Annotated in this window: 28 protein-coding genes and 1 pseudogene; 18 read left to right on the top strand and 11 right to left on the bottom strand. The window is 70.4% G+C overall.

The window, feature by feature from the left end:
• Nucleotides 1-43: 43 nt before the first annotated feature.
• The 9 genes from AB0G28_RS10420 (at nt 44) to AB0G28_RS10380 (ending at nt 7,603) form a co-directional block, all read left to right on the top strand.
• Complete coding sequence (locus AB0G28_RS10420) at nt 44-934, top strand: DUF6282 family protein (RefSeq protein ID WP_361085864.1); 891 nt, start codon at nt 44-46, stop codon at nt 932-934.
• Nucleotides 935-946: 12 nt separating this feature from the next.
• On the top strand, nt 947-1,873 hold the full coding sequence (locus AB0G28_RS10415; RefSeq protein ID WP_361085861.1) for a hypothetical protein: 927 nt from the start codon (nt 947-949) through the stop codon (nt 1,871-1,873).
• Nucleotides 1,870-2,652: an aldolase/citrate lyase family protein gene (locus tag AB0G28_RS10410; protein WP_361085858.1), complete on the top strand. Its 783-nt coding sequence runs from the start codon at nt 1,870-1,872 to the stop codon at nt 2,650-2,652. The genes AB0G28_RS10415 and AB0G28_RS10410 overlap by 4 nt, the downstream gene beginning before the upstream one ends.
• A complete protein-coding gene (locus AB0G28_RS10405) occupies nt 2,652-3,572 on the top strand; it encodes a 3-keto-5-aminohexanoate cleavage protein (RefSeq protein WP_361085855.1) in 921 nt (306 codons plus the stop codon). The genes AB0G28_RS10410 and AB0G28_RS10405 overlap by 1 nt, the downstream gene beginning before the upstream one ends.
• Nucleotides 3,569-4,315, top strand: coding sequence for an SDR family NAD(P)-dependent oxidoreductase (locus AB0G28_RS10400; RefSeq protein WP_361085852.1), 747 nt, complete (start codon nt 3,569-3,571; stop codon nt 4,313-4,315). Before AB0G28_RS10405 ends, AB0G28_RS10400 begins: the two co-directional genes overlap by 4 nt.
• A 150-nt stretch (nt 4,316-4,465) precedes the next feature.
• Entirely contained in the window at nt 4,466-4,894 is a 429-nt protein-coding gene (locus AB0G28_RS10395; RefSeq protein ID WP_361085849.1) for a hypothetical protein, read from the top strand.
• A gap of 224 nt (nt 4,895-5,118) precedes the next feature.
• Nucleotides 5,119-5,715, top strand: a complete 597-nt coding sequence (locus AB0G28_RS10390; RefSeq protein ID WP_361085846.1) for a TIGR03086 family metal-binding protein — start codon at nt 5,119-5,121, stop codon at nt 5,713-5,715.
• Complete coding sequence (locus AB0G28_RS10385; RefSeq protein ID WP_361085843.1) at nt 5,712-6,191, top strand: hypothetical protein; 480 nt, start codon at nt 5,712-5,714, stop codon at nt 6,189-6,191. The genes AB0G28_RS10390 and AB0G28_RS10385 overlap by 4 nt, the downstream gene beginning before the upstream one ends.
• Nucleotides 6,191-7,603, top strand: coding sequence for an MFS transporter (locus tag AB0G28_RS10380; RefSeq protein WP_361085840.1), 1,413 nt, complete (start codon nt 6,191-6,193; stop codon nt 7,601-7,603). Before AB0G28_RS10385 ends, AB0G28_RS10380 begins: the two co-directional genes overlap by 1 nt.
• Nucleotides 7,604-7,661: 58 nt before the next feature.
• On the opposite strand, the gene AB0G28_RS10375 is transcribed toward AB0G28_RS10380, so the two are convergent.
• Nucleotides 7,662-8,156: a hypothetical protein gene (locus AB0G28_RS10375; protein WP_361085837.1), complete on the bottom strand. Its 495-nt coding sequence runs from the start codon at nt 8,154-8,156 to the stop codon at nt 7,662-7,664.
• Nucleotides 8,157-8,542: 386 nt separating this feature from the next.
• Between AB0G28_RS10375 and AB0G28_RS10370 the strand changes: the two genes are divergently transcribed.
• From AB0G28_RS10370 to AB0G28_RS10355, 4 genes are all read left to right on the top strand, one after another.
• Entirely contained in the window at nt 8,543-8,776 is a 234-nt protein-coding gene (locus tag AB0G28_RS10370; protein ID WP_361085834.1) for a hypothetical protein, read from the top strand.
• Nucleotides 8,777-9,021: 245 nt separating this feature from the next.
• Entirely contained in the window at nt 9,022-9,216 is a 195-nt protein-coding gene (locus AB0G28_RS10365; RefSeq protein ID WP_361085831.1) for a hypothetical protein, read from the top strand.
• Between the two features lie 507 nt (nt 9,217-9,723).
• Nucleotides 9,724-10,737 carry a cytochrome P450 gene (locus tag AB0G28_RS10360; RefSeq protein WP_361085828.1) on the top strand — a complete coding sequence of 338 codons (1,014 nt, stop codon included), beginning with the start codon at nt 9,724-9,726 and terminating at the stop codon, nt 10,735-10,737.
• A 289-nt stretch (nt 10,738-11,026) separates the two neighbouring features.
• Nucleotides 11,027-12,001 carry a methyltransferase gene (locus AB0G28_RS10355; protein WP_361085825.1) on the top strand — a complete coding sequence of 325 codons (975 nt, stop codon included), beginning with the start codon at nt 11,027-11,029 and terminating at the stop codon, nt 11,999-12,001.
• Here AB0G28_RS10355 and AB0G28_RS10350 read toward each other — a convergent pair.
• Together AB0G28_RS10350 and AB0G28_RS10345 are read right to left on the bottom strand one after the other, a co-directional pair.
• A complete protein-coding gene (locus AB0G28_RS10350) occupies nt 11,973-12,341 on the bottom strand; it encodes a hypothetical protein (RefSeq protein WP_361085822.1) in 369 nt (122 codons plus the stop codon). The genes AB0G28_RS10355 and AB0G28_RS10350 overlap by 29 nt on opposite strands.
• 5 nt (nt 12,342-12,346) lie before the next feature.
• On the bottom strand, nt 12,347-12,664 hold the full coding sequence (locus AB0G28_RS10345) for a hypothetical protein (protein ID WP_361085819.1): 318 nt from the start codon (nt 12,662-12,664) through the stop codon (nt 12,347-12,349).
• A 612-nt stretch (nt 12,665-13,276) separates the two neighbouring features.
• Between AB0G28_RS10345 and AB0G28_RS10340 the strand changes: the two genes are divergently transcribed.
• A complete protein-coding gene (locus AB0G28_RS10340) occupies nt 13,277-13,555 on the top strand; it encodes an ATP-binding protein (RefSeq protein ID WP_361085816.1) in 279 nt (92 codons plus the stop codon).
• 224 nt (nt 13,556-13,779) lie between these two features.
• On the opposite strand, the gene AB0G28_RS10335 is transcribed toward AB0G28_RS10340, so the two are convergent.
• Together AB0G28_RS10335 and AB0G28_RS10330 are read right to left on the bottom strand one after the other, a co-directional pair.
• Entirely contained in the window at nt 13,780-14,223 is a 444-nt protein-coding gene (locus AB0G28_RS10335; RefSeq protein WP_361085814.1) for a nuclear transport factor 2 family protein, read from the bottom strand.
• Nucleotides 14,220-14,957: an alpha/beta hydrolase gene (locus AB0G28_RS10330; RefSeq protein WP_361085812.1), complete on the bottom strand. Its 738-nt coding sequence runs from the start codon at nt 14,955-14,957 to the stop codon at nt 14,220-14,222. Before AB0G28_RS10330 ends, AB0G28_RS10335 begins: the two co-directional genes overlap by 4 nt.
• A gap of 166 nt (nt 14,958-15,123) precedes the next feature.
• Between AB0G28_RS10330 and AB0G28_RS10325 the strand changes: the two genes are divergently transcribed.
• Together AB0G28_RS10325 and AB0G28_RS10320 are read left to right on the top strand one after the other, a co-directional pair.
• Complete coding sequence (locus AB0G28_RS10325; RefSeq protein WP_361085809.1) at nt 15,124-15,981, top strand: LysR family transcriptional regulator; 858 nt, start codon at nt 15,124-15,126, stop codon at nt 15,979-15,981.
• A gap of 280 nt (nt 15,982-16,261) precedes the next feature.
• Nucleotides 16,262-16,438: pseudogene (locus AB0G28_RS10320) on the top strand (IS3 family transposase); the annotation flags it as partial.
• A 144-nt stretch (nt 16,439-16,582) separates the two neighbouring features.
• Here the strand turns inward: AB0G28_RS10320 and AB0G28_RS10315 are convergent.
• On the bottom strand, nt 16,583-17,035 hold the full coding sequence (locus AB0G28_RS10315; RefSeq protein WP_361085806.1) for a VOC family protein: 453 nt from the start codon (nt 17,033-17,035) through the stop codon (nt 16,583-16,585).
• 189 nt (nt 17,036-17,224) lie between these two features.
• On the opposite strand from AB0G28_RS10315, the gene AB0G28_RS10310 reads away from it, so the two are divergent.
• Both AB0G28_RS10310 and AB0G28_RS10305 read left to right on the top strand, forming a co-directional pair.
• Complete coding sequence (locus tag AB0G28_RS10310; protein WP_361085803.1) at nt 17,225-18,802, top strand: methylmalonyl-CoA mutase family protein; 1,578 nt, start codon at nt 17,225-17,227, stop codon at nt 18,800-18,802.
• A complete protein-coding gene (locus tag AB0G28_RS10305; RefSeq protein ID WP_361085800.1) occupies nt 18,802-19,203 on the top strand; it encodes a cobalamin B12-binding domain-containing protein in 402 nt (133 codons plus the stop codon). The genes AB0G28_RS10310 and AB0G28_RS10305 overlap by 1 nt, the downstream gene beginning before the upstream one ends.
• Nucleotides 19,204-19,242: 39 nt before the next feature.
• On the opposite strand, the gene AB0G28_RS10300 is transcribed toward AB0G28_RS10305, so the two are convergent.
• The 5 genes from AB0G28_RS10300 to AB0G28_RS10280 form a co-directional block, all read right to left on the bottom strand.
• Nucleotides 19,243-20,826 carry an acyl-CoA carboxylase subunit beta gene (locus AB0G28_RS10300; protein ID WP_361085797.1) on the bottom strand — a complete coding sequence of 528 codons (1,584 nt, stop codon included), beginning with the start codon at nt 20,824-20,826 and terminating at the stop codon, nt 19,243-19,245.
• Entirely contained in the window at nt 20,823-22,109 is a 1,287-nt protein-coding gene (locus AB0G28_RS10295; RefSeq protein ID WP_361085794.1) for a helix-turn-helix transcriptional regulator, read from the bottom strand. Before AB0G28_RS10295 ends, AB0G28_RS10300 begins: the two co-directional genes overlap by 4 nt.
• 126 nt (nt 22,110-22,235) lie before the next feature.
• Nucleotides 22,236-23,441 (bottom strand): CaiB/BaiF CoA-transferase family protein, encoded by a 1,206-nt coding sequence (locus AB0G28_RS10290; protein ID WP_361085791.1) that lies wholly within the window; start codon nt 23,439-23,441, stop codon nt 22,236-22,238.
• A gap of 42 nt (nt 23,442-23,483) precedes the next feature.
• A complete protein-coding gene (gene menD, locus AB0G28_RS10285) occupies nt 23,484-25,238 on the bottom strand; it encodes a 2-succinyl-5-enolpyruvyl-6-hydroxy-3-cyclohexene-1-carboxylic-acid synthase (RefSeq protein WP_361085788.1) in 1,755 nt (584 codons plus the stop codon).
• Nucleotides 25,235-26,698 (bottom strand): polysaccharide pyruvyl transferase family protein, encoded by a 1,464-nt coding sequence (locus AB0G28_RS10280; RefSeq protein WP_361085785.1) that lies wholly within the window; start codon nt 26,696-26,698, stop codon nt 25,235-25,237. The genes menD and AB0G28_RS10280 overlap by 4 nt, the downstream gene beginning before the upstream one ends.
• Nucleotides 26,699-26,990 lie beyond the last annotated feature (292 nt).

The raw sequence follows: 26,990 nt of genomic DNA, 5'->3' as shown, positions 1-26,990 counted from the left end.
TATAGTGAACTTCGACTTCATTATGCGAACCGAGAGGCCGCTCATGAGCCCGCGTCCCGCCATCGCCTCAGTCCTGGACGGCCTGGTCGACATGCACGTCCATTCCGGTCCGAGCCCGTTCCCGCGGCGCTTCGACCACGTCGAGGCCGCGCGGGACGGCGCGCGCATCGGGATGCGCGCCATGGTCGCGAAGTCCCACCACCACAACACCCAGATGGACATCCTCGCGATGAAGGGCCGCCTCGCCGAGGTCAAAGCACAGGCCTTCGGCGGCATCGCGCTGAACAGCACGGTCGGCGGCCTCAATGTCCACGCGGTGCGGATGACGCTGCGGATGGGCGGCAAGGTCGTCTGGTTCCCGACCATCTCCTCCGGACGGCACATCGACTGTCACCCCGAGGACGGTGCCTTCCCGACCACCACCGTCCCGCTGACGCTGGAGCGCATCGACATCGTCGACGACGCGGGCGCGCTCAAGCCCGAGGCGCTCGAGATCCTCGACGAGATCAAGGAACAGCAAGCCGTGCTCAACGGCGGCCACATGTACCCCGGATACATCAAGACGCTGTTCCAGGAGGCCCACGAGCGCGGGCTGGAGCGGATGGTCGTCAGCCACCCCGACTTCGTCATCGGCGCCGACCCGGCGCTGTGCCGCGAGCTGATCGAACTCGGCGCGTTCGTCGAGCACGAGGTCGGCATGTACGACCCCGAGGGCACGCAGAAGTGGGCCCCGGAGAACCTGCTGGCCTGGATCGAGGCGCTCGGCCCGGAACACACCGTGCTGGCGTCGGACTTCGGTCAGAAGGCCAATCCGAAGCCGGTCGACGCGTGGCTGCGCGTGGGCGAGGCGCTGCTCGACCTCGGCCTGCCGGAGAAGGATCTGCGGCGGATGGTCCGCGACAACCCGGCGTACCTGCTGAACCTCGACGCCTGAAAGGACCCGCTCGTGTACGAAAAGGACGATCCCCGCTCGGCCCTGGCCACCGCGCCCCGGCCCGACAGCGGCGCCGCGATCGCCGCCGCGCAGTACCTCGACCTGTGGGAAACCCCGGTCGTGCGGGCGCAGAACGTCATCCTCGTCCACACCGACGCCCGCGACGGCGACGACCTCGACAACGGCACCCTCGAGGGCGAGCTGGCGATCATCGTCACCGACGCCTCCCCCGCGTTCACCGTGCTCAGCGGCGATGGCACGACCAAAGTGGACTCACCAGGGCTCGTCGTGGTGCCGCCCGGCGCGTCGCGGATCAGCGTGCACGGCGACGGGCCGCTGGTCCGGCTGGTCGAAGCCACCGAACCGGCCTGGCGGGACCGCGTCGCCAACGCGGACGCCTACGCCGAGGACCACCCGCGGGTGGCGCTGCTGGAGCGCTGGCCGGCGCCCGCCGAGCAGCGTGTCCGCTTTTACCCGCTGTCCGAGGTCCCGGACGACCCGAAGCGGTTCGGGCGGATCTTCCGCACGCGGTCGTTCATGGTGAACTTCCTGCCGCCGCAGAACGGCCCGCGTGACCCGCGCAAGCTCTCGCCGCACCACCACGACGACTTCGAGCAGCTTTCCCTGGCCGTGCAGGGGGAATACGTGCACCACATCCGGACGCCGTGGTTACCCGACAGCACCACCTGGCGCGAGGACGAGCACGTCCGGATCGGCAGCCCGTCGGTGACGATCATCCCGCCGCCGACCGTGCACACCTCCGCGGCGATCGACCCGGGCGTGAACCAGCTGATCGACATCTTCAGCCCGCCGCGGGTGGACTTCTCGGAGAAGCCGGGCTGGGTGTTGAACGCCGACGATTATCCGAGGCCGCTTTCCGGGGGCTCCGGGTGGCGGAGCCCCCGGCCCGGGGCGAAGCCCCGGATGTCACAGCCGTGAGCGGGCGCACCGGGGGCGGGCTGTTCAGCCGTCCCGTCACTCCTGTCGGGACGTGGCTGAAGATCGCCTCGACCGAGCCCGCCGAGATCATGGCTTTCGCCGGGTTCGACTTCGTCGTCGTCGACCTCGAGCACTCGCCTCTGGACCTGGTGACGGCGTACCGGCTGATCAACACCGCCGCCGCGCTCGGCGTGACGCCGCTGGTGCGGGTGCCGGACAAGACGCCGTCGACGATCCAGAAGATCCTCGACGCCGGCGCCATGGGCATCCTCGTCCCGCACGTCGACACGGTCGAGGAAGCGGCCGCGGTCGGGCGGGCCTGCCGGTTCCCGCCGCACGGCGGCCGCGGCGCCGGCGGCACCAGCCGGGCCGGGGCATGGGGACTTCGCCCCAACCCCGAGTACCTCGCGATCGGCAACGACGAGGTCCTCTGCATCCCGCAGCTGGAAAGCGTCGAGGCGATCAAGGCCGCACCGGAGATGCTCGCACTGGACACCGTGGACGCGGTGTTCGTCGGCGCCGCGGACCTGTCGATGTCCACGGGGTCGACGCCCGCGTCCCCCGACGTGCTCGACCTCATCGCCTCGGCGATCACGGCCGCGCACGACGCCGGGAAGAAGTGCGGGCTGGCGTTCGGCGGCGTTCCGGAGAAGGCCGCGCGAGCGGTCCGGGACGGCTGCGACTTCGTCCTGCTCAGCAACGACACGACAATGCTGGCCGAAGCCGCCCGCGGCCTGGTGCGGGCGTTCCGGGACGCGGCTCGCACCCAGGAGGATTGATGCGCACGGCCGAGAAGGTCATCATCACCACCGCGATCACGGGCTCGGTGCACATCCCGTCGCAGAGCCCGTACTTGCCCCTGTCCGCCGACGAGGTCGCCGACGCCGCCTTGGCGGCGATCGAAGCGGGATCGGCGATCGTCCACCTGCATGCCCGCGAGCCGGACGGCCGCCCGACGCCCGATCCCGGCGTTTTCGAGAAGATCGCCGGGCGGATCACCGCGGAGTCCGACGCCGTCGTCAACATCACCACGGGCGGCGCGTCCTCGATGACGATGGACGAACGGCTCGCGGCCGCCCACCGGCTGCGGCCCGAGCTCGCGTCGATGAACATGGGGTCGATGAACTTCGTCTACTCCGGCATCGCCGGCAAGGTGACCGAGTGGAAGCACGACTGGGAAAAGCCGTACGTGCTCAACACGTACTCGAAGCCGTTCGTGAACACTTTCGACAAGATCGAGCACACACTGCGGACGCTCGGGGAGTCCGGGACGCGGTTCGAGTACGAGTGCTACGACATCGGGCACCTGTACTCGCTGGCGTACTTCGTGGAGCTGGGCCTGGCGAGACCGCCGTTGCTGATCCAGGGCGTGTTCGGCGTCCTCGGCGGGATCGGCGCCGACCACGCGAACCTGGAGCACATGGTGCGGATCGCGGACAAGCTGTTCGGCGACGACTACGTGTTTTCGGCGTTCGCCGCCGGGCGCGACCAGCTGAGCTTCGGCACGCACAGCGCGTGGCTCGGCGGGCACGTCCGCGTCGGCCTGGAGGACAGCCTGTGGATCGGCAAGGGGCGGCTCGCGGAGAGCAACGCGCAGCAGGTCCGGAAGATCCGGGCAGTGGTGGAGGACCTCGGGAAACCGATCGCCACGCCGGCCGACGCCCGCGCGATGCTGGCACTGCGAGGAGGAACGGCATGAGCTTGCTGACCGGCAAGGTGATCCTGGTCGTCGGGGCCAGTTCGGGCATCGGCGCGGACGCCGCGCGGGTGTTCGCTTCCGATGGCGCCTCGGTGATGCTGGTGGCGCGGCACGAGGAACCCCTGGCGAAGCTGGCCGCGGAGCTGTCCGGCCACGACGTCGCCTACACGACGGGCGATGTGTCGTCGGCGTCCGATGTGGACGCTTTCGTATCGGCGACGGTCTCCCGCTTCGGCCGCCTCGACGGCGCGTTCAACAACGCGGCCATGGGCGGCGCCGGCCGGCTCGACCAGGTGTCCGAAGCGGACTTCGACCGGATCATGGCGGTGAACGTCAAGGGCACGTGGCTGTGCCTGCGTTCGGAGGTCGCGGTGATGGCGGCGCAGGGGTCCGGTTCGATCGTGAACGTGAGCAGCATCGGCGGCCTGCGCGGCAGCCCGGGCATGGGCGCCTACCAGGCGAGCAAGCACGCCGTGATCGGCCTGACCCGCACCGCCGCGCACGACTTCGGGCCGCTCGGCATCCGCGTCAACGTGCTGGCTCCGGGCCCGACGGAGACCCCGATGCTGGATGAGCTGCGCCGAACGATCCCGGGCGGGGTGGAGGCGCGCATCGCGGCGACGCCGTTGCGGAAAGCGGGCACGGGCACGGAAGTCGGCTCGACCGCGGCATTCCTGCTGAGCGACCGGGCGAGCCACTTGAGCGGCGTGGTCGTCCCGGTCGACGGCGGCTTCACGGCGTGAGCCCGCTGCGCGACCGAGGAACATGATCTCCGGCGGTTCACGATTACCCGCAGCTGTTCCATGATCATCGGCGCTGTTCACCGAACGTGATAACGGCGGTCGAGACCGTGGCGATGAGGGGTGTGATCCAACACCGTCCGAAGGAGACAGATGAGGAAGTTGCGTGCCCTGTTCGTGGTCCCGATCGTCGCGGTGCTGATGGTGTTCTCGGCGGGCGCGGCCCTCGCGGACGACAACATCGGCATCAGCAAGACCGCGGCGATCCTGTCCGGCAACCTGCAGTGGGACAGCTACAAGCATTTCACCATCACGTCGTCGGCCCTGGTCGACAACAAGTGTGACGGGAAGTCCGTCTCGTGGCGGATCTACATTTCCACCTACATCGACAAGGACAACTGGTGGGGCAAGGACCGCGCGAACAGCGGCGGCTGCGGCTCGAAAACGACGTGGGGCGCCTTCTCCGGCGAAGACACCCGCGGCTGCGGGGTCTGGGCGGTCACCGTCCACGTCTACGCGGCCGGCTCCGATTTGGACGGAGCCCGGACGTTCTACAACCCCTACAGCGGCCCGAACTGCTGAGGTAGCCACGCAGCGCCGGCGGCACGCCAGCCGCCGGCCACTGCCGGGTCCGCCGCCGCTGCCGACCGCGATGCTCAACACCACCTTCAACGTGTCCAGCCGCGCGGCGACCGGGGATTGGCGCCGTAAGGCTGTAAAGCTGACACGCACCCCACCCGGCAACGCTGAAATACACACCTGTCCGCCGCCTTGCCCGCCACCCGCCACGGCGCGACAATCCACAGGTGACGGTGCCGAGAGATCCTCTCGAGCTGCTCGTCGTCGCCCACGACGAGTTCGGACGACGGCTGCGCCTCGTCGGAGCCGGCGACTGGCGGCGACCGACGCCGTGCTCGGAGTGGAATGTCCGCGCGCTCGTCAATCACGTCGTCGGCGCGAATGTCCGGTACCGGCTGTTGTTGCGGGGCGCGTCGACCGAGCGGGTCGAAGCGACTCGCGACGTCGATCACCTCGGCGACGACGCGCCGGCGTCGTTCATCGCGACCGCGGACGGCGTTGTCGCGTGCTTTCGCGAGGAAGGTGTTTTCGACCGCATCGCGCATCACGTGGCCGGTGACCGGACGGGGCGTGAACTGCTGTCGATGCGCATCCTCGACTCCGCGGTCCACGCGTGGGATCTCGCTCGCGCGATCGGCGCGGACGAAACCCTCGACGAGGACGTCGTGGCCTTCCTCCTCGCCTACACCGCCGGCCTCGATCTCGGCCCCCGGCAACACGCGTTCGCACCGGCGCACGCCGGCCTACCGCGCACCGCGTCCCGGCAAGATCAGCTGTTGCACCGGCTGGGCCGCTCCCCGATCGGCACCGAGGAGGTCGAATGAGCGACACCAAGCAATTCCTCGACGAAGTGATGCCACGCATTCACCACGCCGAAACGGCGCTCCACAACGGTGACGCGGGTCCGCGTTTCGAAATGTGGTCGCACACCGATCCGGTCACCGTCTTCGGCGCGGCGTTCAGCCCGATCGGGTGGGCCGAGGTCGGTCCGATGTTCGAGAAACTCGCGGCCCGCTTCTCGAACTGCCGTTCGTGCGAGTGGGAAGTGATCGCCGCCGACGTCGGGGAAGACTTCGCTTACCTGGCGGCGCGAAAACGGCGAGTGGAAAATCGTGCACCGCCACGCCGACCCCGTCGACGACTCGGCGCAGTCACCCGCCCGCCTGCACCACGACCGATAGCGTCACGGACTGAAACATCTGGGCACAGCTGGAGCGCCCCGAAGCCGCCTCCGAGCCGCTGGGGACCTACCTGGCGAAGACCTCTGCGTGCTCCGCGTCGTCCGGTTAGCCTCGAATGATGGACACGACAGCCGTCCAGCGGAAACGCCCCGGACTGGTGGGCGCGATCCTCGCCGCGACGAACTTCCTCGCCGTGTTCGACGGTTTCGTCGTCGTGGTCGCGCTGCCGGCCATCCAAGCCCGCTTCACCCTCGACGCGCTCACCGCCCAATGGGTGATCACCGCCTACGCCCTGCCCCTCGGCGGCCTGCTGCTCGCCGGCGGCCGCTGCGGCGACCGGTTCGGCACCCACCGGACGATGCGTGCCGGTCTATGGACCTTCACCGCCGGTGCTGTCCTGGCCGGCCTGGCCCCCACCGGCTGGTTCCTGCTCGGCGCCCGCGCCCTGCAGGGCATCGGCGCCGCGCTGGCGGTGCCCAGCTCGTTCGCCCTGATCAGCGCGCAGGCCGATCCGGCGCGCCGGAACAAATGGTTCGGCGTCGTCGCGATCGCCGGCGGCAGCGGCGCCGCCTTCGGCGCCGTGCTCGGCGGGCTGGTGACCGAAGGACTCGGCTGGCGATGGGTGTTCTGGCTCTCCGCGCTCATCGCCGCCGCGGCCGCCCTCGGCAGCGACCGGGTACTCCCCCGCGACCAGCCACAGCACCAGTCGACCCGGCTCGGGCTGGTCTCCGCCGCACTGTCGGTCACCGGCCTGATGGCACTGGTCTTCGCCCTCACCGCCATCGACCGCTACGGCGCGACAGCACCCGTCACCCTCACCTCCGCCGCGGCAGCCCTCATCCTGCTCGGCCTCTTCGCAGTGCGCGAAGCACACGCAACCACCCCGCTGATCCACTGGCCGCTGCTGCGCCTGCCGGCCTTGCGCGCCTCCGTGGCCGGCATGCCCGGCGAGGAGTTCGCCTACCAAGGAACCGTCTACATCGGACTACTCCTGCTCCAGCAAGCCTTCGGCCTCAGCCCCGCCACCGCAGGCCTGGCCTTCGTCCCGCTCGGCATCGCCGTGCTCTGCGGATCCCCCCTCGCCACCCGGCTGCTCAACCGGCTGAACTGGACCACCGTCGCCTCCACCACACTCATCGGCTGCGCCGCCGGGCTCGTCCTGCTCAGCCTCACCAACTCCCGCGACGACCTGATCCCCGTGTTCATCCCCGCACTGGTCCTGCTCGGCCTCACCACCGCCGTCGCCGCGGTCGCCCTCAACGCCGCCGCCGGCAAGGACGTACCCCTCGTCCACAAAGGAGTCGCCTACGGCATCCACGAAACATCCACCAACCTCTCCGGCGCCCTCGCCGTCGCGGGCTTGAGCACCATCGCCCAGGCCACCGCAGGCCACACCACCGGCACACCGACGTGGCAGATCACCCACGGCTACCACGTCGCCCTCCTCGCCGCCGCCACCGCATCCACCATCGCCGCCATCGCCATCCCCCTGCTCAACCGCGAATCAACCCGCGCAGAAAGCTCCGACTAGGGGCAAGTGGTCCGACGAGGTATCGCGGCGGCCACGCACACCTGTTCCAGACCTCGCCTCACCGCGGTTGCATCACGTCGTCGAGCGCCTGGGCGATGGCCTTCACCCGGTCCTTGCAGGTCTGTGTGGCGTTCCCGTCGTCGAGCCCGGCCTTGAACGTCGCGTTGCTGTCCAGCACCATCAGTTCGCAGGACCGGCCGGTGGCGATCGGTCCCCACGCGGCGCGCTCCCCAGGTGCGCTGCCGGGTCCACCACGTAGCCGGCCGACGCGGTCAGGGCGTCGAATCCGGTGCGTTGCCGTGCCGCGTTGGTCACTTCCACGTCCAGGGTGGACCGTCACCGTGCTCTCTTCGTCGGTGAAGGTGCACAGCCAGCCCTGGGTACCTCCCAGCGGCGTGTCGGACCGCTTCGGCGGCAAGTTCCCCACGCGGGCCGCGAAGTCGTCGCAACTGGCCAGCGGGCCGGCCCCGTACTTGCCCTCGACCGCGTCGTAGCCGCTGCCTCGGTTCAGCAGCGCGAACACCGCCACGCCGGCACCGGCCACGACGACCATCCCGAGAGCGATGATCCAGCCGACCGCGAGGCCACGCTTCGGCGGCCGAGGCACCCCATAGGGTACGGCGGGAAGCCCTGCGGAGCTGGTGCGTTCACGGCCGAGCCTCTCCAATCACAGGTTGACCGCACGGGGCCACACGCTTCCATCGAGGTCTTGCCCACCGCCTTCTTCGGGTCGAAACAGGCCCGGCCCGCGAGCGCTGACGCTGACCGGGGTGACGCACCGGTTCGGCCCCGAGCGGATGGCCGCAGACGGGTGGATTGCTGCCGCGAGGACCCACGCGCCGGCCGGGAAACCGGCGTGCTGATCCGCCGGGTGTGGAGTTCCGCGGCCGGTGCCGTCACACTGACCACGGACTCGCCTTGGCGGAGGAGGGATGCGGAATGCCCACTGCCATCGAATACGCGGTCGGGGCGCACTGGCACACCCAGAACGGGTCCGCGGGCGGGCCACCGGCCCAGAACCTGACGCCGGCTCACGCCGGCGTGCCCCCGGACATCTCGCCGGTGACTCCCGGCGATGGCTGGCTCATCGGTGGCCTGCCGTCGCTGCTGCTGCCGGCGGTGGTCTTGATCGTGGCCTGGCGCCGGAGGACCGTTCGCGCGGATCGTGCGTGATCGCGGCACCAAGCGGAGGAGAGCATTCCCGGCCCGGTTACTCGATCGGCGGTGTCCGGAGAGCGCCGGCACCGGGTGCGGATGCTGCGCCGACACCATGACCCAGCAGTGTCCGGACCGCACCAGGTTCGATCGGGTCGATACCCCCGGATGGCGGGACTCAGAGCATGCTCGGCCGTGTATAAAGCGAAGCGAGCCCCGAAGGTTGTGGCCTCACCTGATCTTTCAGGTGAGGAAGGTGTGCGATGCCGAAGTGGCTCATCGCGGCGGCGGTCGGCTATGTGCTGCTGCTGATATCGTTCGTCGTCGTGGTCGCGGTGCTCGACCGCAATCACCGCCGGGGCGACCGCGCCGTACGGGTTCTGCGAATGCTGCTGGTCGGCTTGGCTCCGGGCGTCGCCGGCGGACTCTTGAAACTGCACCAAGCGGGCCTCCTGTGACTACCTCGGTTTCACGAAACGCAGTTTCGGCCCTGGTGCGCGCGGTGGGGTTGCGGACGAGGCCGGTGTAGGGCCACGGTGATCCCTGCCCGCGCAGCGTGTTCACCTCTTCGGCGCACCAACCCGATTTCCCATCGTCGAAAGGCCGGAGATTTTCGCGGTGAATCACCGTACACCGTCTGTCCACAACAGACACGGTGGCCGTTCTTGACGAGGCTCGGCCAGGAGAGCAAAATACGATGGGCTGCACCAGTGAATGATCTACGCATCGGTGCAGCTCAACGGGGAGGGGGAGAGCCCGGTCATGACGCTGAGCCTGTCGGCTTCCGGCACACCACGCCAGCCCAGGGATGCGGTCATCCTTGACGGATTCCCGCCGAGCGGCTCGCCCGCTCCATGAGAATGGGGTACCGGCGCCGGCTCAGGCGGGATCCCTTCGAATACCTCACGGACCTCCGCTGTCGCACCACGACGGGGATCATCCGGCTTCCCTGGGGCGGTTGGTGCGTGAGCGACGTGCAACTGGCCGGCGAACTGCTGCGCAGCCCCGAATTCAACACCGGCGCGTCCGGGTTCTTCAGGGAACTGCTGCCGACGCGGGCCGCGCAGGTCGCCATCGGCCAGGCGGCGCGGAACTTCTTGCGCGCAGGTGTGCCCGAGTACCGGGACGCACTCGCCGGAGCACTGGCAGACCTGCCAGCCGTGAGCCGTTGGCCGGCCACGGCGTCCGAACTCGTATACCGCGGCCTGGCAAACGTGCTGCTGCACCCAGGGAGTTCCGCCGGGCCGCGGCGGTTGATGGATGAAGCCCTGCACGGCGGCGTCATGTTTCGCCCGCCGCACGTGTGGCAGCGGGCGCGTGCGGAAGTACTGCGCGGAAAGCTGATCGCCGCCGTCACCGAAGAAGTGGCCTCTCGCAGGGAAGGCCCGCTCGAGCGGTCGCGTGATGTTCTGGACGCCGTGCTCGGTGCCTGCCCGGACGCCCTCGCCGACCGCACCGTCGCCGAGGTCTTCCTGGTGCTGTTCCGGTCGATCGTGGCGCCCGTCAGTTCCACGCTGGCCTGGTCGGTGTTGCTGACCTGCCTGCACCACCCGTCGGATTCCCCGTGGCCGTGGCCCGCCACGTGGATCGTGCGCGAGGCGATGAGGCACCGCCCGATGGTCTGGATGGTCGGCCGCACCGTCGTCCGGCCGGCCGAATTCGGCGGCCTCCCCTTCCGGCCCGGCGACGTCCTCTCGGTCAGCCCGTTCCTGGTGCACCACGACCGGCACCACTGGGCCGACCCCGACGTCTTCCGGCCTGAGCGATGGGCGGAATCAGGTGAGCGTGGGCCCTACATCCCGTTCGGCGCGGGGCCATATACCTGTGTCGGCGCGTCGGTAGCACTGTCGTTGATGACCGAAACGCTGACGGCTCTCACGAGGGACGCCCGGCTGGCCGTCACCGGAGCCGACGCCCGGCCGGCCATGGTCGAAGGCGCCGTTCCCCGGCCGTTCACCGTCCTCCGCACCCTCACCTGAGACGGAGACCGCCGACACCGGAAGGAGGTGAACGACCCATGATCGCCAAGCTGCGCCGCATCCTCGGCACCAAGCCACCCGGACGGTGGCGTTGGTAGGACTTGACAGTCGCCACGGAACTCGGCGGTTCGATGCCGAAGCGAAGCCGGCATCGAGCCGCCGAGCGCCGGCGTCCACGGCAGAGTGCCGAAACAGGCGTTGAGGAGAACAGGCAGACATGGCGACAGCTGAGACTCCGACGACCGCACGGAGCGCGAGCGAACGGGAATCGGACCGGACCCTGCGAGAGATGTCCGATCTGATCACCCCGATGTCGATCAGGGTGGCGGTCACCCTGCGCATCCCGCAGAAGATCGCGGCGGGCCGACTGACCGCGCAAGCGCTGGCGGCGGACACGAACAGCGATCCGGATGTGCTCGAACGCGTCCTTCTCCACTTGGTGAGCGCCGGAGTGCTGACTCGAGACGATGGTGGCTGGTTCGGGTTGACGCGCGTCGGTGATCAGCTGCTCGTCGAAGACGACAAGGGCGTGAATCCCGATTTCCTGGATCTCGGCACCGTGGCCGGGCGCGCCGAGCTGTCTTTCGTCCGTCTTCCGGACGTCGTCCGGAACGGCACCATCGTCGCTTACTCGGCCCAGTACGGCTCGAGTTTCTGGGAAGATCTCGGTAAAGAACCGTCATCGGCCGCCCACTTCGACCGGGTGATGGCCGAGGGGATGAAAAAGAGAGTCCAGGAGATCGCCGAGTCCTACGATTGGGGAGCGCTCGGCAGCGTGGTCGACGTGGGCGGCGGCAACGGAACACTGCTGGCGGGCTTGCTGCGAGCACACGGAAGTCTCCGGGGCACGCTGGTGGACCGCGATGCCGGCCCCGCCACCCGGACCTTCCGCGATGCCGGGCTGAGCGACAGAGCAGAAGCCCTCAGCGGAAGTTTCTTGGAGCCACTGCCCCTGGGAGCCGGCGGATACATAGTGTCGCGGATCCAAAGCGACTGGAACGACGCCGGCGTCCGGACCATCCTGGGCCACTGCGCCGACGCGGCCGGAACGCGGGGCAAGGTCATCGTGGTCGACGAGTTCGCGGCTGAGGAAGGCGTCCGAACCGACTCCGAAACCGACCTCCGCATGCTGATGTACTACGGAGGAAAGGAACGGACGATGGAACAGGTGCGTGAGCTGGCCGCTGATGTGGGCCTGTCGGTGACGTCGCTCGGTCGCGCCGCTGACTGGACGATCATGGAGTTGTCCTCGACCGCGATGTAGCGGCCGGCGCCGTGGCCGTGCGTATCGCGAAACGCCGCCGGGCGAGCGACAGCACGTGCAGTGCCGCGTCGAGCGGCACCACCGTGGTCGGGATCAAGGCGAGCGGCAGCGGGGACATGGCCGCTGTGGACGGGGAGACCGCCAGGACCGGGTGCGTGGCCAGGCCGCCGAGCAGACCCGGCGTGACCGCGACGACGACGTCGGCGAGGCCGAACACGTTGAACCAGAACGCCCGACGCGGGGTCCACCGGCGACCCAGCAGAAGAGCCGCGACGCCGACCGCCATGTCGCCGAGCCCGGCCGGCAGCGCGAACACGGGCGGAAGCGTGCCCTGGGCCATGGTGATCAGAACAGCACACCCACCACCCGCACCGCGTGCGGCCACGCCGGCCGCATCGTCGTGGCCGAGGTGGCCAGGATGCGAGCCGGCCCTGGAAACCGCGCGGCCAGCAGCGCGGCGGCGAACGCGGCGATCCCCAGCCACGGCACCGCCGCGTCCGGGTCGTGGTGGACGCCGTCCGCGGCCAGCGCCGCGCTCGCCCCCACCCACGCTGCCCACACCACGCCGAAGATCACCGCAACCCGGGCCGATCGGCGCGGCGACAGCCCGCCGGCCAAGCCGCCGCGGCACAGCACGATGGCCGCCGCCGACGGCGTGGCCACCACCCCGGCGAGCGGGCGCTGGTGCTCAGCGGGGTGGCGCTACTGGCCGGGAGGGTGGTGCTGTCCGGGTGGGTGGACTGGCCCGCACTGAGCCGGTGGGCGCGTCCGATCGCCGTGCCGCTGGCCCTGTTCGCCGTGGCCCGGCGACGGGTGAACGGGCGCCGCACGCCGGGAATGAGCTGGTGGGTCGCCGCCGCCGCGATGGCGGTGGCCATGGTGGGACGGAGAAGAACGCCACCGAGCTCTACACCAAGGCCGCCGACCAGCTCGGCTCCGAACAGGGCCCTGCCCGGCCGGCCGGGCTGTATGCCCCTCGATCGTCTCGCCCAGAGCCCTCTCCATTTGAAGCACCACTGTCCGTTGGAGTCAGCGGAGGCCGATGTCACCACGCCGAGCGTGGCCACCACGGCCAGCGCAGCCGCACCCAGCGGAGCGGGCTGGATCAGCTGCTGCCGGTGTTCACCAGCCACGCGGACGCGCTCGCCGCAGCCCTGCCGCAATGACCTTCACCGCCGGTCATTCAGCAGACTCCGCCACCACCGCGGATCTGCACCACCGGAACGTCCTGGCCGCCCCGGCCCGGCTGAGCGTTCTGCGCGACCAGCTCGCCGCATGGGCTACCAGCGCCGGTTTGCCGGCCGGACGGGTCCGGGCCTGTTGCGGGCGGTGCACGAGGCCATGGCCGATGTCGTCGTCCACGCCTATCCCGACCGCCCCGGCACCTCCACCCTCCAGGCCGGGACGGCCGTGACCATCACCATCCGCGACCACGACCAATGGCAGCCTGCTCCCCGCTCCGGCCTGCTGGGCGGCCGCGGCCTGCCGCTGATCCACACCTGGCCGATCACGCCACGATCGAACCCAGCTCAGCCGGCACCACTGTCCCCATGACCTGGACACGCGTCAGCCGGACTTCCGACTGGCTGCCGGCGATCCGTGAGCCGGATGACCGGGCTGATCCCGCCGGCAACGGGCGAAGCCCTGGCGGGACCGGCCCTCGGTCAGCTTGCAGGTCAGCGCGGAGATCACCGCTCCGATGATCGTTTCGTCCACCATGCGCCACCAATTCCTCATCGTTTCCCGCTTTCGGGGCCGGGCCGGCTCGGCAGACTGGGTCAGTCACCTTGGCCGGGCGCGGGCATCAGCCCGACCTGGGTCAGGAACCCGGCGAGATTCCAGTAGTCCCGGTTCTGCGTGATCATGCCGTTGCGCCGGCTTCCGATCGTGAGCCCGGGAACGGCGAACGCCTTGCCGGTGGCGGGCAGCCCGAGTTCCGGGTTGGCCCGGTCGTGGGTTCCGGTCAGCACCCATTCGAAGGCGTAGTCCGTCCCCGAGGTGACGACTTTGCGGACGGTGAACCGGTAGTCGCTGGACAGGCCCGCGTCCATGCCGAGCAGGAGCTGCCGCACCGCCTCGCGGCCGGTGAACTCCCCGCCGAACGCGGTGTCGACCACCTGCACGTCCTCGGTCATCATCGCGACCACCGCCGCGGCGTCGTGCCGGTTGCAGGCGTCGACGTACTCCTGGATCCAGCCGGGCACCACAGGCTCGCCGGTCATGCGGCGGCCGCCGCGAGCACGGCTTCGATGACCTGCTCGGGCCGGGCGGCGGCCACGTCGTGGCCGCAGTCGGCCTCGATGATCTTCGCGCCGGCGCGGTCGGCCAGGGACCGCTGCAGTTCGGCCGGAACCGCGTGGTCCTCGGTGGCGACGACCTGCCACTTGGGGAGGTCATCGGCGGGAACCTCCGACACCACGCCGCCCAGGGCTTCGCTGGTGATGGGACGCTGGGCGAACGCGGCGATCCGGACCTGCTCGGCGCTCAACCCGCCGGCGTAGACCTCTTCGTAGCGCTCCGGCTTGATGTACAGGTCGGTGCGGCCGTCCGGGGTGGGCACCAGGATCAGGTTGTCCGGGGTCAGCTGCGAACCGGGGTACCGGCCGTTGAGCTCCGCCGAGCTTTCGCCGGCCTGGGGGATGAAGGCGGCGACGTAGACGAGCGCTTTGACGTTCCCGGCGCCCGCGGCGGCCTGGGTGATGACCGATCCGGCGTAGGAGTGTCCGACCAGGACGACCGGCCCGGCGACGGTGTCCAGGACCGAGCGGACGTAGGCGGCGTCGCCGTGGAGGTCGCGCAGCGGATTGGCCACCGCCATGACCGGGAAGCCGTCGCCGATCAGCCGGGCGGCGACGTCGCCGAAGGCCGTGGCGTCGGCGAACGCGCCGTGCACGACCACGATGGTCGGCTTGGCCCCGTCGGCGGGCGGGGATGGGTGGCGGCCGAAGATGCCCACAAAAGCTCCTTGAATCGAGGTGAGGTGACGTTCTCCCGAGTGGGAGGTACCTCAGAGGTTGGCCTGGGGGCGGCCGGTCCCGCCAATGCTTCTTTCCGCCCCTCTCATGCCTTCCCGGCATGAGAACGGCAACTCGACCGGCATGGGGTTGGCATAGGCTCCCGGCATGTCCCTCGACCTCCGGAAGCTCGGCTACTTCGTCGCGGTCGCCCAGAGCCAGAGCTACGTCCGGGCCGCGGCGGAACTCCACATCACCCAGCCGGCCCTGAGCCGCCAGATCCAGGCACTCGAACAGTCCCTCGGCGTGACGCTGTTCACCCGCGACCGCCGCGGCACCGCACTCACCGGCGCCGGCCGTCAGCTGCTGGAGGACGCGGTACCACTGCTGGCCTCCGCCGTCGCCCTCGAACGCCGGGTCCGCGCCGCCGCACGGCTGGGCAACGAGTTCACCATCGGCTTCATGCCCGGTGTGCCGTTCACCGACCTGCTGGCCGAGTTCCGCGCCGCACACCCGGATGTGTCGGTCGACGCCCGCTACGTCCCCATCGTCGAGCAAGAGCCCTACCTGCTGGACGGCACCGTGGACGTCAGCTTCGTGTGGCTACCGCTGAAATCCCGCGAACTGCGCCACGTCGAACTGCTCGACGTACCCCGGGTCGCCGTAGTCCCAGCGTCCTCCCCACTGACCCGATCCACCACTCTGTCCCTGGAGGACCTGCGAACCATGCCGCTGGTCGACGACCCCGGTTCGCTCCCGGGCTGGCGCGGCGACAGCGCACCCCGCCGACGTCCGCTCGTCGCCGTCGAAGAACGGCTGGAAGCCGTCGCCGCCGGAGAGGGATTCTGCGTTCTCCCCGCCGGCGTTGCGCATTACTACCGCCGCGACGACGTCACGGCTGTCGAAATCCACGGCGCCGAACCGGTCATCGTCGCGCTCGCCTACACCCGTCACCGCACCATGCCCGAGATCCAGCACTTCGCGGCCATGGCACGCCGCCACCTCACCAGCCGCCGCGACGAGTAACCTGGCCGGGGCGGAGGTGACTCTGGCCAGCGGACGGCGCCCCGACATTGACGGCCTGGCGCTGGGCGTCGACGGCCATCTCCGGCGCGCAGGCGGGCATCGTCATCGGCTACTCCGCGCCGCCACGCGACGAGCACCGCAGCCCAGCCGGCACCCACACCCGACGCACGGGTTACATGATCCGCGCACATCCTTAGCCGGCTGACCGTTTCGTTGAGCCGGACAAGGCGGTTCGCCGATGGCTCCGGTTTTCGCCGCTGGCCCGATCACCCCAGTACAGGACCTGATTCGGCGGGAGTTCACCGCATCGGCGCCGGGACAACGACTGGTCGGGAACATCATCGGCCACGCCATGGCCGACCACATGCGCACCACCCTGGTCTGCGACGCCATCGACCTCGCCGCCGCCCGCGGCCTCATCGCCCACAACGCGGTGTTTCACAGCGACCGCGGGAGCAACCGGTCAGCTCGGGACCTTGCCTCCGCATTCGCGGACCAGGTCGGCCGGGTCGACGAGTTCCGCGTAGTACGAGTAGAGGCTTTCGCGAGCCAGGCGGGATGCGCGCAGTGATGGCCCGTCGATGGCCGCTTCACGCCCCGCTTAGCGTCTGCGGCCTCGGTCCGGAGCCGGCTCCACCAGTTCGACCAGCACGCCGCCGGTGGACCTGGGGTGGAAGAACTGCACCCGGCTGTCCGCGGTGCCGCGCCTGGGCCCGTCGAAGATCGCCTTCCCGCCGTGCGCCTTGACCGCCGCGGACATCCGCTCCACGTCCGCCACCCGGTAGGCGAGCTGCTGGAGGCCGGGCCCCTTGCGGGCGAGGAACCTGCCGACGGGCGAGCCCGGGGTCAGCGGCGCGAGCAGCTGGACTGCGGTGCCCGTGCCGTCGTCCCCGGGCGCGCGCAGCATGGCTTCGCGCACCCCCTGTTCCGTGCTCACCTCGATCGCCGTCACCACCAGCCCGAAGGCGCCGGTGTAGAAGGCGATGGCCTCGTCCAGGTCGGGGACCGCGATGCCGACGTGGTCGATCGCGGTGACAACGGGTTCGCTCGACATGTCCTGAAGATAAGGACATCCGCCAGCACGCAGAACTACCCACCTTGGTAATGGCCCCGTCGCCCGGCTTCGGTGAACCTGACCAGGTGGGTACGTCCGCACCCCGTCGGACACCGAGAGGAAGGCCCGCTCGAAATGGCACTGGTCGGCGCCGGTCCCGTCGCCGCGAGCGAAACGGCGTGACCGGCCATGGATGACGGCCTCCGCACCCCGTCGGGCATTCCGGTCCGCGCCGTCTACGGTCCGGCGGACCGGGCCGGCGATCCGCCGGACCCGGGCACGTTCCCGTTCACGCGGGGCAACTTCGCCACCGGCTACCGCCGGAAGCTCTGGACGTTCCGGCAGTACTCGGGGTTCGGCACGGCCGAGGAGTCCAACCGCCGGTACCGCTACCTGCTGGAGCAGGGCGGTACCGGCCTGTCGGTCGCGCTCGACCTGCCCACCCAGTGCGGCTACGACTCCGACGATCCGGAAGTGGCCGAGGAAGTCGGCCGGGCCGGGGTCGCGATCGACACGCTCGCCGACGCCGAGGTCCTGTTCGCCGGCATCCCGCTGGACCGGATCAGCACGAGCTTCACGATCAACGGCACGGCCGCCATCCTGCTGGCGTTCTACGTCGCCGCCGCCGAGCGCGCCGGCGTGCCCAGGGCGAAACTGACCGGCACGATCCAGAACGACATCCTCAAGGAATACGCCGCACGCGGCACCTGGATCTGGCCGCCCGAGCCGTCACTGCGGCTGATCGCCGACACCATCGAGTTCTGCGCGGCCGAAGTGCCGAGGTTCAACGCGATCTCGGTGGCCGGCGCGCACTTCCGGGACGCCGGCGCGACCGCCGTCCAGGAGATGGCCTTCACCCTCGCCGACGGGATCACCTACTGCGACACCGTGCTGGCCCGGGGCCGGCTGACGATCGACGAGTTCGCCCCGCAGATCTCGTTCTTCTTCTACACGCACGGCGACTTCTTCGAGGAGATCGCCAAGTACCGGGCGGGCCGGCGACGCTGGGCGACGATCGTCCGCGAGCGGTACGGCGCGAAGACCGACCGGGCGGCGATGTTCCGCTTCGGCTGTGTCGCCGGCGGAGCCTCGCTGTACGCGCCCCAGGCGAGCAACAACGTCGTCCGCGTCGCCTACGAGGCGATGGCGTCCGTGCTCGGCGGGGCGCAGTCGATGTTCACCGCCGCCTGGGACGAGCCGTTCGCCCTGCCGAGCGAAGAATCGGCGACGCTCGCGTTGCGGACCCAGCAGATCCTCGCGTACGAGACCGGGGTGGCTCGCGTCGTGGATCCGCTCGGCGGTTCCTACTTCGTCGAGGCGCTGACGGACGCGACCGAGGAACGGATCGTGGAGATCATGGCCGGCCTCGAGGCGCACGGCGGCATGGTCCGCGCCATCGAGGACGGCTACCTCCAGGGGCTCATCGCCGACGAGGCGTACCGGCTGCACCGGGACACCGAGGCGGGAACGCACCCGGTCGTCGGCGTCAACCGCTTCACCTCGGACGAAGAACCGCCCGAACCGGCCAGGGACGAATTCGACGCCGAAGGCCCGGACCGCCAGGTGAAACGGCTGGCCCGGGTGAAGGCCGAGCGGGACGCCACCGCGGTGCGCGCCGCCCTGGCCGCCCTGTCGGCGACCGCGGAAGGCACGGGAAACCTGATGCCGGCGTTGATCGACTGCGCCAACGCCTACTGCACGATCGGCGAGATGACCGGCGCGCTCACGGCGGTCTGGGGCGAGTTCCGCCAGCCGGTGGTGTTCTGATGCCGGCCCGGGTGCTGATCGCCAAACCCGGTCTGGACGGCCACGACCGGGGCGCGAAGATCGTCGCCCGCGCACTGCGCGACGCCCGGTTCGAGGTGATCTACACCGGCATCCGCAAGCGGGTCGACGAGATCGTGACCGCCGCGGTGCAGGAGGACGTCGCCCTGGTCGGGCTCAGCATCCTGTCCGGCGCGCACCTGTCGTTGACGGCACGGGTCGTCGAGCGGCTGCGGGCCGCCGGCGCCGGCGACATCGCCGTGGTCGTCGGCGGCACGATCCCGCGCGCGGACGTGCCCCGGCTGCGGGAAGCGGGCGCGGCGGCGGTCTTCCCGACCGGCACGGCCCTGGACGTGCTCGTCGCCGAGATCGGCAGGCTGACCGGGCAGGACACCTCCGGATGACCCCCTGCCCGGCGCCCTGCCGAAGAGATCCGCCGAGCGCTACAAGGGGATGTTCCCGTGTTTGCGGGGCGGCCGGAGATCTCGCTTGCCCCGCAGGCCCCTCAGCCCGGTGGCCACGTACTCCCTGGTCCGGGCCGGCGGGATGACGGCGTCGAGGTAGCCGTGTTCGGCGGCCAGGTAGGGGGTGAGGAGGGTTTCCTCGTACTCCTGGGCCAGCTTGGCGCGCAGTGCCGCCACGTCGTGGCCTTGCGCGGCGGCCTCGGCGATCGCCCTGCGGTGCAGCACGTCGGTCGCGTTGGCGGCGCCCATCACCGCGATCTGCGCGGTGGGCCACGCGATGTTGAGGTCGGCGCCGAGGTGCTTGGACCCCATTACGTCGTAGGCACCGCCGTACGCCTTGCGCATCACGACGGTGACGAGCGGGACGGACGCGTCGGCATAGGCGTAGATGAGCTTGGCACCACGCCGGATGATGCCGTTCCACTCCTGTTCGGTGCCCGGGAGGAAACCGGGCACGTCCACGAACGTCACTATCGGAACGTTGAAGGCGTCGCAGGTGCGGACGAACCTCGCGGCTTTCTCCGACGCGTTGATGTCCAGGCAGCCGGCCAGGTACGCCGGCTGGTTGGCGACGACGCCGACGCTCTGGCCCTCGACGCGGGCGAAGCCGACGATGATGTTCGGTGCGTACAACTCCTGCACCTCGTGGAGTTCGCCGTCGTCGACCACCGCGCGCACCGCGTCGCGCATGTCGTAGGGCTGGGTCGCCAGGTCCGGGATCAGCGTGTCCAGGTCGACGGCGTCCAGGGGCACGCCGGCGGGGGCGTAGGAGGGCGGATCGGTCAAGTTGTTGGCCGGCAGGTACGACAGCAGTTGCTGCACGTAGCCGATCGCGTCCTCTTCGCTCGTGGCGAGGTAGTGGGCGTTGCCCGACCGGGTGTTGTGCGTCAGCCCGCCGCTCAGCTCCTCCATGCCCACCTCCTCGCCGGTCGCGCCCCGGATGACGCCCGGTCCGGTGAGGAACATGTGCGAGTTGCCGTCGACCATCACGACGAAGTCGGTCAGCGCCGGCGAGTACGAGGCCCCGCCCGCGCAGGACCCCAGGATCAGGGAAATCTGCGGCACGATGCCCGACGCCCGGACGTTGCGGCGGAAGATCTCACCGTAGATCGCCTGCGCCACCACGCCTTCCTGCAACCGCCCGCCCGCGCCGTCGTTGATGCCCACGATCGGCCGGCCGGTGCGCACCGCGAGGTCCATCACCTTGACGATCTTGCCGCCGTGCGTCTCGCCCAGCGACCCGCCGAACACGCTGGCGTCCTGGCTGTACACGCAGACCGGCCGGCCGTCCACATCGCCGTACCCGGTCACCACCCCGTCGCCGAGCGGCCGGTTGCGGTCCAGGCCGAAGTTCGTCGACCGGTGCCGGACGAACGCGTCGAGCTCGACGAACGACCCGGGGTCCAGCAGCCGCTCGATGCGTTCCCGCGCGGTCATCCGGCCGAGGGGCTGCTGGCGCTCGGCCGCGCGGGCCGCACCGTGCGCGACAGCCTCCTCGGTGCGGCGGTACAGCTCCTTGAGGCGGTCGGCGGTGGTGGCCGACGCCGGCCTGATCTCGGTCATGTGCGAACCCCTTCGGGTCGAGCCGTGTTCCAGTTGACCGCCAGCTCGACCCGGGACGTGACATTCATCTTCCGGTACACCTTCTTGAGGTGGAACGCCACGGTGTGCCGGGAGATGAACAGCTGCCGGCCCACTTCGTCGTTGGTGTGGCCGCGGCTCACGAGCTCGGCGACCGCGAACTCCGTGCCGGTCAGCCCGTGCGGAAGGTTGCCCTCGCATTCCCCGGCGCGGGCCACGCCTCGCCGCACCCCGAAGTCCCGGAGCTTGTTCACCACGCGGGCGGCGTCCCGGTTGGCGCCGACAGCGGTGTACGTGTCCAATGCGGACTCGAGAACACGAATCGCGTTCGCGCGTTCGGACCGTCGTGCGGCCAGCACTCCGGCCATGTCCTCCAAAGCCGAGGCGCCGCACCACCGGTCGGGATAGAGATTCGACGCTTCCGACAGCCGGGGGAAATCGCCTTCGCGAATTCCCGCGGCATGCAGGGCCGCCGCCCTGGTCACCGGGAACCGCGCATGCTTGGCCGAGACCTCGGCCGCCGTCGCCACGACCACCCCGGCCAGATCGCGCTCCCCCAGCTTCCCGGTGGCGCGCACCAGCCACGACGCCGCCGCGGGTTCGGACACCAGCAACTGCCGCAGGGCGACGGGATTGGTGACGATGCCGGTGATCAGCCCGGCCGCACCGGCCACCCCGCCGCGTGCCTCCGCCGCCAGCGCGGTCACCCACGCGCCGGCTGCCTGGCCGAAGTAACCCAGCAATGCCTCGGTGGTGAGCTTGTCCACGAAATGCCGGCAAACGCGCATGTCGGCGCGCCGCAGCGCGCCGAGAGCCACGATCACGTAGGCCGCGGGCAGCAATGCCCGGACACCGGCCCGCTCGGCGATCCGCGCTCCGGCGGCCACCTCGGCCAGCCCGTCGTCCGCCCGGCCCATGGCGCACAGCAGTTCGCCCCGCACGATGCGGGACGCCGCCGCCGCCCGTGGCGATTCCGCCGTGGTACGGCGCGGCCGGAGCCTGCCGTACGCCCGCCAGGCGGCTTCGAATTCCCGGGCTTTGCTCAGCAGCGCGACATACCAGTGGGGCGCGAGCTCACACGGCTCGTGCGTGCCGGCACAGCCGGCACCCGCGGCCGCCGCCGCGTAGCCGAGTGCGGCGTCGAGGCGGCCGTCGAACCACGCCCACGCGGACTGCCGGAAACAGTCGACGGCAGCGCATGCCCCCGGCGGAAAATCGTCGACGGCGCCCGGGAAAGGATGCCGCGGAAAACGGCTCTCGGGCACATACGGATTTTCACCATCGAGAAGTGCCGCACCCGGAGGCGACACCTTGACGAACAAAGACAAAAGCCCCCCATCCCCCAGGTAGCGCCTGCCTACCCGGATACTGCCACCGCCGATACCGGCCGTTCAGGAAATCTCGTCGACGCCGACGGCCTTCCCTTCGAGCTCCGCCAGGATTTCGTCCGTGTGTTCACCGAGGCCCGGTACGGCGCCGGCGGGCTCCGCGGTTCCGTCCATGGTGAACGGCGAACGCAGCACCCGGACCGGGCCACCCGGCGAGTCGGCGAAGGTCCACCGGCCCCGCGCCGCGTGCTGAGGGTGCTTCACCAGGCCATCGAGGTCGTTCACGGCCGCCGTGGGAATGCCCGCGGCCAGCAGCCGCTCGGTGACCTTTTCCGTGCCCAGGCCGATCAATTCCGCCTCGATCAGCGGTTCCAGCTCGGCCCGGTGGCGAACGCGGAGCTCGTTCGTGGCGAACCGGGGATCGCCGGCCCATTCCGGCCGATCGAGAACCCGTTCGCACAGCCGCTGCCACTGCGCGGCCGTCTGCACGGCGAAGTTGACGTGCTCACCGCCTCCGGTGGGGTAAACGCCGTAGGGCACCACCATGTTGTGCCGGGCGCCGGCCCGGGGAAGCTGCGTATCGGCGTAAAGCCGGTAGTAGGCGGGCGGCACCATCCATTCGCTCAGGCAGTCCAGCATCGAGATGTCGAGGAAGGCGCCGTTGCCGGTGACGTCCCGGCGGCGGAGCGCGGCGACGATCGCCGCCATCGCGTAGACCGCGGCACACATGTCCGCGACCGAAACCCCGGCCTTGGCCGGCTGCCCGGGCTCTCCGGTGACGGACAAGAGCCCGGCCTCGCTCTGGATCAGCAAGTCGAAAGCCTTGCGGTCCCGGTACGGACCGTCGAGCCCGTAGCCGGAGATCGCGCAGTGGACCAGCCGGGGCAAGCGTTCCCGGAGCGTGTCACGGCCGAATCCGAGGCGGTCCACCGCGCCGGGACCGAGGTTGTGGACGAAGACATCGGCGCTGTCCAGGAGCCGGCGGAAGACCCGCTTTCCCCGCTCGGACTTGAGGTCGAGCACGACACTGCGTTTTCCCCGGTTGGCCCAGACGAAGTACGTCGATTGGCCGTTGACCACGGTGTCGTAGTGCCGCGCGAGGTCACCCGCCGGTGGCTCGACCTTCACCACGTCGGCGCCGAGGTCCGCCAGGTGACGCGAACACAGGGGTCCGGCGACGGCGTGTTCCAGCGCGACCACCCTGATGCCACCGAGCGGTTGGGCGGCCGCGTCCCGCACAACGGCCGCCGAGCCGGGCGTCTCGGTCATCGACACTCCTCCAAGGCACTGGGCCGGTCGCGCATTCCGCGCTCACCGGCGCCGGCGAACCATGCTCAGGAACAGCCGGTCGAGTTCACCGGCCAGCGAGTCCGGCGGGACCACCACCTCGACGAGCGTGACAGTGGCCCGGAGGTCCGGATCGGTCAGAGCCCGCGTGAGCTGGGCCTGATCGAGACAACGGCGGAACGGCAGCCCGAAGGCCCGCGCCGCGCCGGCGAAATCGACGGCCGGGGGATGGCGGATGGCCTCCTGGTATCCGGGCAGCCGGTGGCAGGCCACGAAGTCGAACACGGCGCCACCGCCGTTGTTGACGACGCAGACACAGCCGCGCAACCCGTCCTGGCTCAACGCGCCGAGCGCCGAGAGGTCGTGGCAGGCCGCTTGATCGCCGATCAGCAGCAGTCCCCGTGCCTGGGTGGCGATCAGCTCCCCGGCGAACGTGGCGATGGTGCCGTCGATACCGTTGAGACCACGATTGGCGAACACCGGCTGTGCCACCGGCTCCGGGCCGAGGTGCAGGTTGCCGTTGCGGATCGCCATCGAATTGGCGAGGTGGACGAAGCCGAAACCGTCGCCGGCCCGGCAGATCGTGGCCACCGCCCTGGACTCGCCCCAGGCCAGCTTGCGCAGCCCGTGCTCGAGCCCGCGCCGGGCACGCGCGGCGGAGTCTTCCCACCACGTCCGCCATTCTTCGTCGCCGGGGCCGAGGCGCTCACCGAGCCGCCGCGCGACCGCCGCGTCCACCGGCCCGAGCGCGTGCGAGGCATCGCTGAGCACGTCTCCGGGGACATCGGTGCCCACGTCCCGCAGCTGCGGGCAGTCCTGAGCTTTCAGGTAGCTGTGCACGGTGTGCGACACCGGAGCCTGCCCGAGGCGGATGATCAGCTCCGGCCTGGTCTTGGCGAGGAACGGATGGAAGACGAGGGCGTCCGCCTCGCAGACGACGTTCCGCACCGCGGGACGGCGCAGGCCGCTGGCGGCATCCGCCAGCACCGGATAACCGGTCGTCTCGGCGAGGATGTCCACCGCGGACCTCGGCACCCGCAAGCCCGGCCCGGCGACGATCAGCCCCCGCAGGCCGGGCCCCACGCCGAGTTCGTCGAGCAGCTCCGTGACGGCCTCGGTTCGCGGCGCCGGTCCGTCGACGGGTGGCACTCCCACGGCGGAGACGGCGGGTCCGGCCGGCGCGCCGAGCCAGCCCGGCTGCTCGGCCGTGGGGCACAACGCCCCGGGAAACGGGATGTTGAGCTGCACCGGGCCCTCGTCTCCCCCGCGCGTGGCACGGGCCAAGGTCGCCGCCGCTTCCCGCAGCGCGTCCCTCATGGCCGGGACGTCGTCGCCGGGTTCCGGCAGATCGACCGCGGCCCGGACGAACGGGGCGCAGATGGCCAGCTGGTCGGTGGTCTGCCAAGCGCCGGTTCCCCGGTACCCGACAGGACGGTCACAGCTGAGCACGACCAGGGGGATCTTCGACGCGTCGGCTTCGAGCAGCGCGGGAACCAGGTTGCCGACCGCGCTGCCGGAAGTGGTGCACACCGCGGCCGGCCGGCCGCTCGCCAGTGCCATGCCGAGCGCCGTGAACCCGCCGATGCGTTCGTCGGTCTGCACCGTGGTGGCCAGCCTCGGGTCGTGGAAGATCTGCAGGGCCATCGCGGCGGACCGCCCACCGGGGCAGAGCACGACATCGCGGATCCCGGCGGCGACGAGCTGTTCCACCAGCAGCCGGCTCCACAGGGCGTTGGGGTTGTAGTCGTCGACCCAGGACCGGGTGTCCACCGCGGTCATGCGTTCGACTCCAGCAGTCCCGCCACGGCCGGGTCGACGTCCGGTACGAACCGCTCCCAGCTCGCGCCGGTGTCGAGCCGGTGGAAGCCGGGGTGAAGCCGCGCCAGCTCTTCGGCGACGCGCCGGCCACCGAAACCGATCCGGGTGATCTGTCCGGCCACGAGCCGGCCTTGCGCCGCGTTCAGGCCGTCGATGTCGGAACCCGCCGCCGCGATGGCCTGTCCCAGCCGGGTTTCCAGATCGGGGGCGTCCGCCGCCACGCAGAGGTCGGGACGGCCCAGCTCGTGCATGAGGTTGGGGATCCGCTCGTCGGTGGCGACGCCGACGGTCGGCACCAGCCCCGGAGTCGCGGTGAGGACGGCGTGGTAGCGGGAGCTGACGAGGAGGTCCGCTCTGCGCAGCACGGCCACCGTCTCGGCGGCGGACAGCTCGTCGGCGGTCAGGATCGGCACGGCCCCGCCGAGACGCTCCGACAGATCCGCACACGCCCGCCGGTCCAGCCGCTCCATCCCGACGAGGACGAGAAACCGGGTGGAGCGGGCGTGTTCCCGCAACGCGGCCGCCAGCTGGTCGAGGTACGCGTGGTACCGGCGAGCCGACTCCGGGGACTTCTCGTGGAACAGGAGTGCTCCGAAGTGGTCGGCGGGGTCTTCCGCGGCGCCGGCCAGTTCCCGGACCCGGCCGACGTCCGGCCGGACCGGGAACCAGAACGGGTTCACCGGGCAGACACAGGTGATCGGCCGGGTGCCGTCCCAACCGGCCGAACGCAGCAGCTCCTCGGCGCGCTCGCGGGGCGCGGGCCAGTACGTCCAGGCCGGGTCGGCACCGAGGTACGTCCGCAAGCCGAGCCCGGCCAGCAGCCGCTCGCTCGCCGGATTCCTGGCCACTGTCAGGGCTTCGGCGCAGAAGCGCTCGACGAAGTCGCTCAGCAGCGGGTCCATCTCGCCCGCCTCGGCTCCCCAGGCGACCGCCAGCTTGTGCTGTGCCGAAGCCAACGCCAGGCTCCCGGTCAGCAACAACGCCAGCACGTTGGAGAAGGAGGACTTGAACATGGACCCTTCACAGGCCACGACCCCGTCCGCGGCCGTCACCCGATCCTCCAGCACCTCCGGCAGGTAGCGGTCCACCTTGACGACACCGACATCCGGAACCGGCTCCGCGGCCCCGTGATCGCCGACGGCCAGCCGCTCGAACGCGATCGCCCGCGGCCCGAACAGGTACCGCAGCTGCCGGACCATCTCCGCCACCCGGATGTCCGCGCCGATGTTGCCGGTTCCCGAATAGCCGGCCAGGAACAAGCGCAACGGCGATTCCCGGGCCGTCCGCGCCCACCCGCGCGTGCGGTGCCGCGTCACGATGTCCTCCATGTGCCGGAACATCGTGACCTCCGGCGACGACGAGCGGAGAAACTCGCGCAGCCGGCGGCTCAGCACACCGGCGTCCAGGCCATTGCCCACCACGGCACCCCCTTCTGGCGCGCGTACTCGACGCCGTTCGGCGTCGGTCGATCCGACGTGAGACGACGGCGATCCCTTTGTCACAACCGAGATCCGTCACCAGCCGGGGCACCCCCTTGGCCCGGCGGACGAGTATGTCGCGAATGTCCATATACGACCGCGGCGGCGCGGTCGAAGTCGTTGATTCCCCCTGGAAGACCGAAGTGGATCTCGGCCAAATGAAAATCGAGTATATGACCCGGCCGGGCCTTGTCAACCCGCCGGCCAACCGGCCGATTCGGGCGAATTCGCCGGA

Source organism: Amycolatopsis sp. NPDC021455 (assembly GCF_040640995.1).
Classification (GTDB): Bacteria; Actinomycetota; Actinomycetes; order Mycobacteriales; family Pseudonocardiaceae; genus Amycolatopsis.
Note: the sequence above shows the minus strand (reverse complement) of the source record. Positions and strands in the feature narration are given on the sequence as shown.

What these genes read in the sequence shown, in the direction of transcription:
- AB0G28_RS10420 (WP_361085864.1), top strand. Translation starts at nt 44, where the DNA reads ATGAGCCCGCGTCCCGCCATCGCCTCAGTCCTGGACGGCCTGGTCGAC.
- AB0G28_RS10405 (WP_361085855.1), top strand. Translation starts at nt 2,652, where the DNA reads ATGCGCACGGCCGAGAAGGTCATCATCACCACCGCGATCACGGGCTCG.
- AB0G28_RS10400 (WP_361085852.1), top strand. Translation starts at nt 3,569, where the DNA reads ATGAGCTTGCTGACCGGCAAGGTGATCCTGGTCGTCGGGGCCAGTTCG.
- AB0G28_RS10395 (WP_361085849.1), top strand. Translation starts at nt 4,466, where the DNA reads ATGAGGAAGTTGCGTGCCCTGTTCGTGGTCCCGATCGTCGCGGTGCTG.
- AB0G28_RS10385 (WP_361085843.1), top strand. Translation starts at nt 5,712, where the DNA reads ATGAGCGACACCAAGCAATTCCTCGACGAAGTGATGCCACGCATTCAC.
- AB0G28_RS10380 (WP_361085840.1), top strand. Translation starts at nt 6,191, where the DNA reads ATGGACACGACAGCCGTCCAGCGGAAACGCCCCGGACTGGTGGGCGCG.
- AB0G28_RS10375 (WP_361085837.1), bottom strand. Translation starts at nt 8,156, where the DNA reads ATGGTCGTCGTGGCCGGTGCCGGCGTGGCGGTGTTCGCGCTGCTGAAC.
- AB0G28_RS10370 (WP_361085834.1), top strand. Translation starts at nt 8,543, where the DNA reads ATGCCCACTGCCATCGAATACGCGGTCGGGGCGCACTGGCACACCCAG.
- AB0G28_RS10365 (WP_361085831.1), top strand. Translation starts at nt 9,022, where the DNA reads ATGCCGAAGTGGCTCATCGCGGCGGCGGTCGGCTATGTGCTGCTGCTG.
- AB0G28_RS10355 (WP_361085825.1), top strand. Translation starts at nt 11,027, where the DNA reads ATGTCCGATCTGATCACCCCGATGTCGATCAGGGTGGCGGTCACCCTG.
- AB0G28_RS10350 (WP_361085822.1), bottom strand. Translation starts at nt 12,341, where the DNA reads ATGGCCCAGGGCACGCTTCCGCCCGTGTTCGCGCTGCCGGCCGGGCTC.
- AB0G28_RS10340 (WP_361085816.1), top strand. Translation starts at nt 13,277, where the DNA reads ATGGGCTACCAGCGCCGGTTTGCCGGCCGGACGGGTCCGGGCCTGTTG.
- AB0G28_RS10335 (WP_361085814.1), bottom strand. Translation starts at nt 14,223, where the DNA reads ATGACCGGCGAGCCTGTGGTGCCCGGCTGGATCCAGGAGTACGTCGAC.
- AB0G28_RS10325 (WP_361085809.1), top strand. Translation starts at nt 15,124, where the DNA reads ATGTCCCTCGACCTCCGGAAGCTCGGCTACTTCGTCGCGGTCGCCCAG.
- AB0G28_RS10315 (WP_361085806.1), bottom strand. Translation starts at nt 17,035, where the DNA reads ATGTCGAGCGAACCCGTTGTCACCGCGATCGACCACGTCGGCATCGCG.
- AB0G28_RS10310 (WP_361085803.1), top strand. Translation starts at nt 17,225, where the DNA reads ATGGATGACGGCCTCCGCACCCCGTCGGGCATTCCGGTCCGCGCCGTC.
- AB0G28_RS10305 (WP_361085800.1), top strand. Translation starts at nt 18,802, where the DNA reads ATGCCGGCCCGGGTGCTGATCGCCAAACCCGGTCTGGACGGCCACGAC.
- AB0G28_RS10300 (WP_361085797.1), bottom strand. Translation starts at nt 20,826, where the DNA reads ATGACCGAGATCAGGCCGGCGTCGGCCACCACCGCCGACCGCCTCAAG.
- AB0G28_RS10290 (WP_361085791.1), bottom strand. Translation starts at nt 23,441, where the DNA reads ATGACCGAGACGCCCGGCTCGGCGGCCGTTGTGCGGGACGCGGCCGCC.
- menD (WP_361085788.1), bottom strand. Translation starts at nt 25,238, where the DNA reads ATGACCGCGGTGGACACCCGGTCCTGGGTCGACGACTACAACCCCAAC.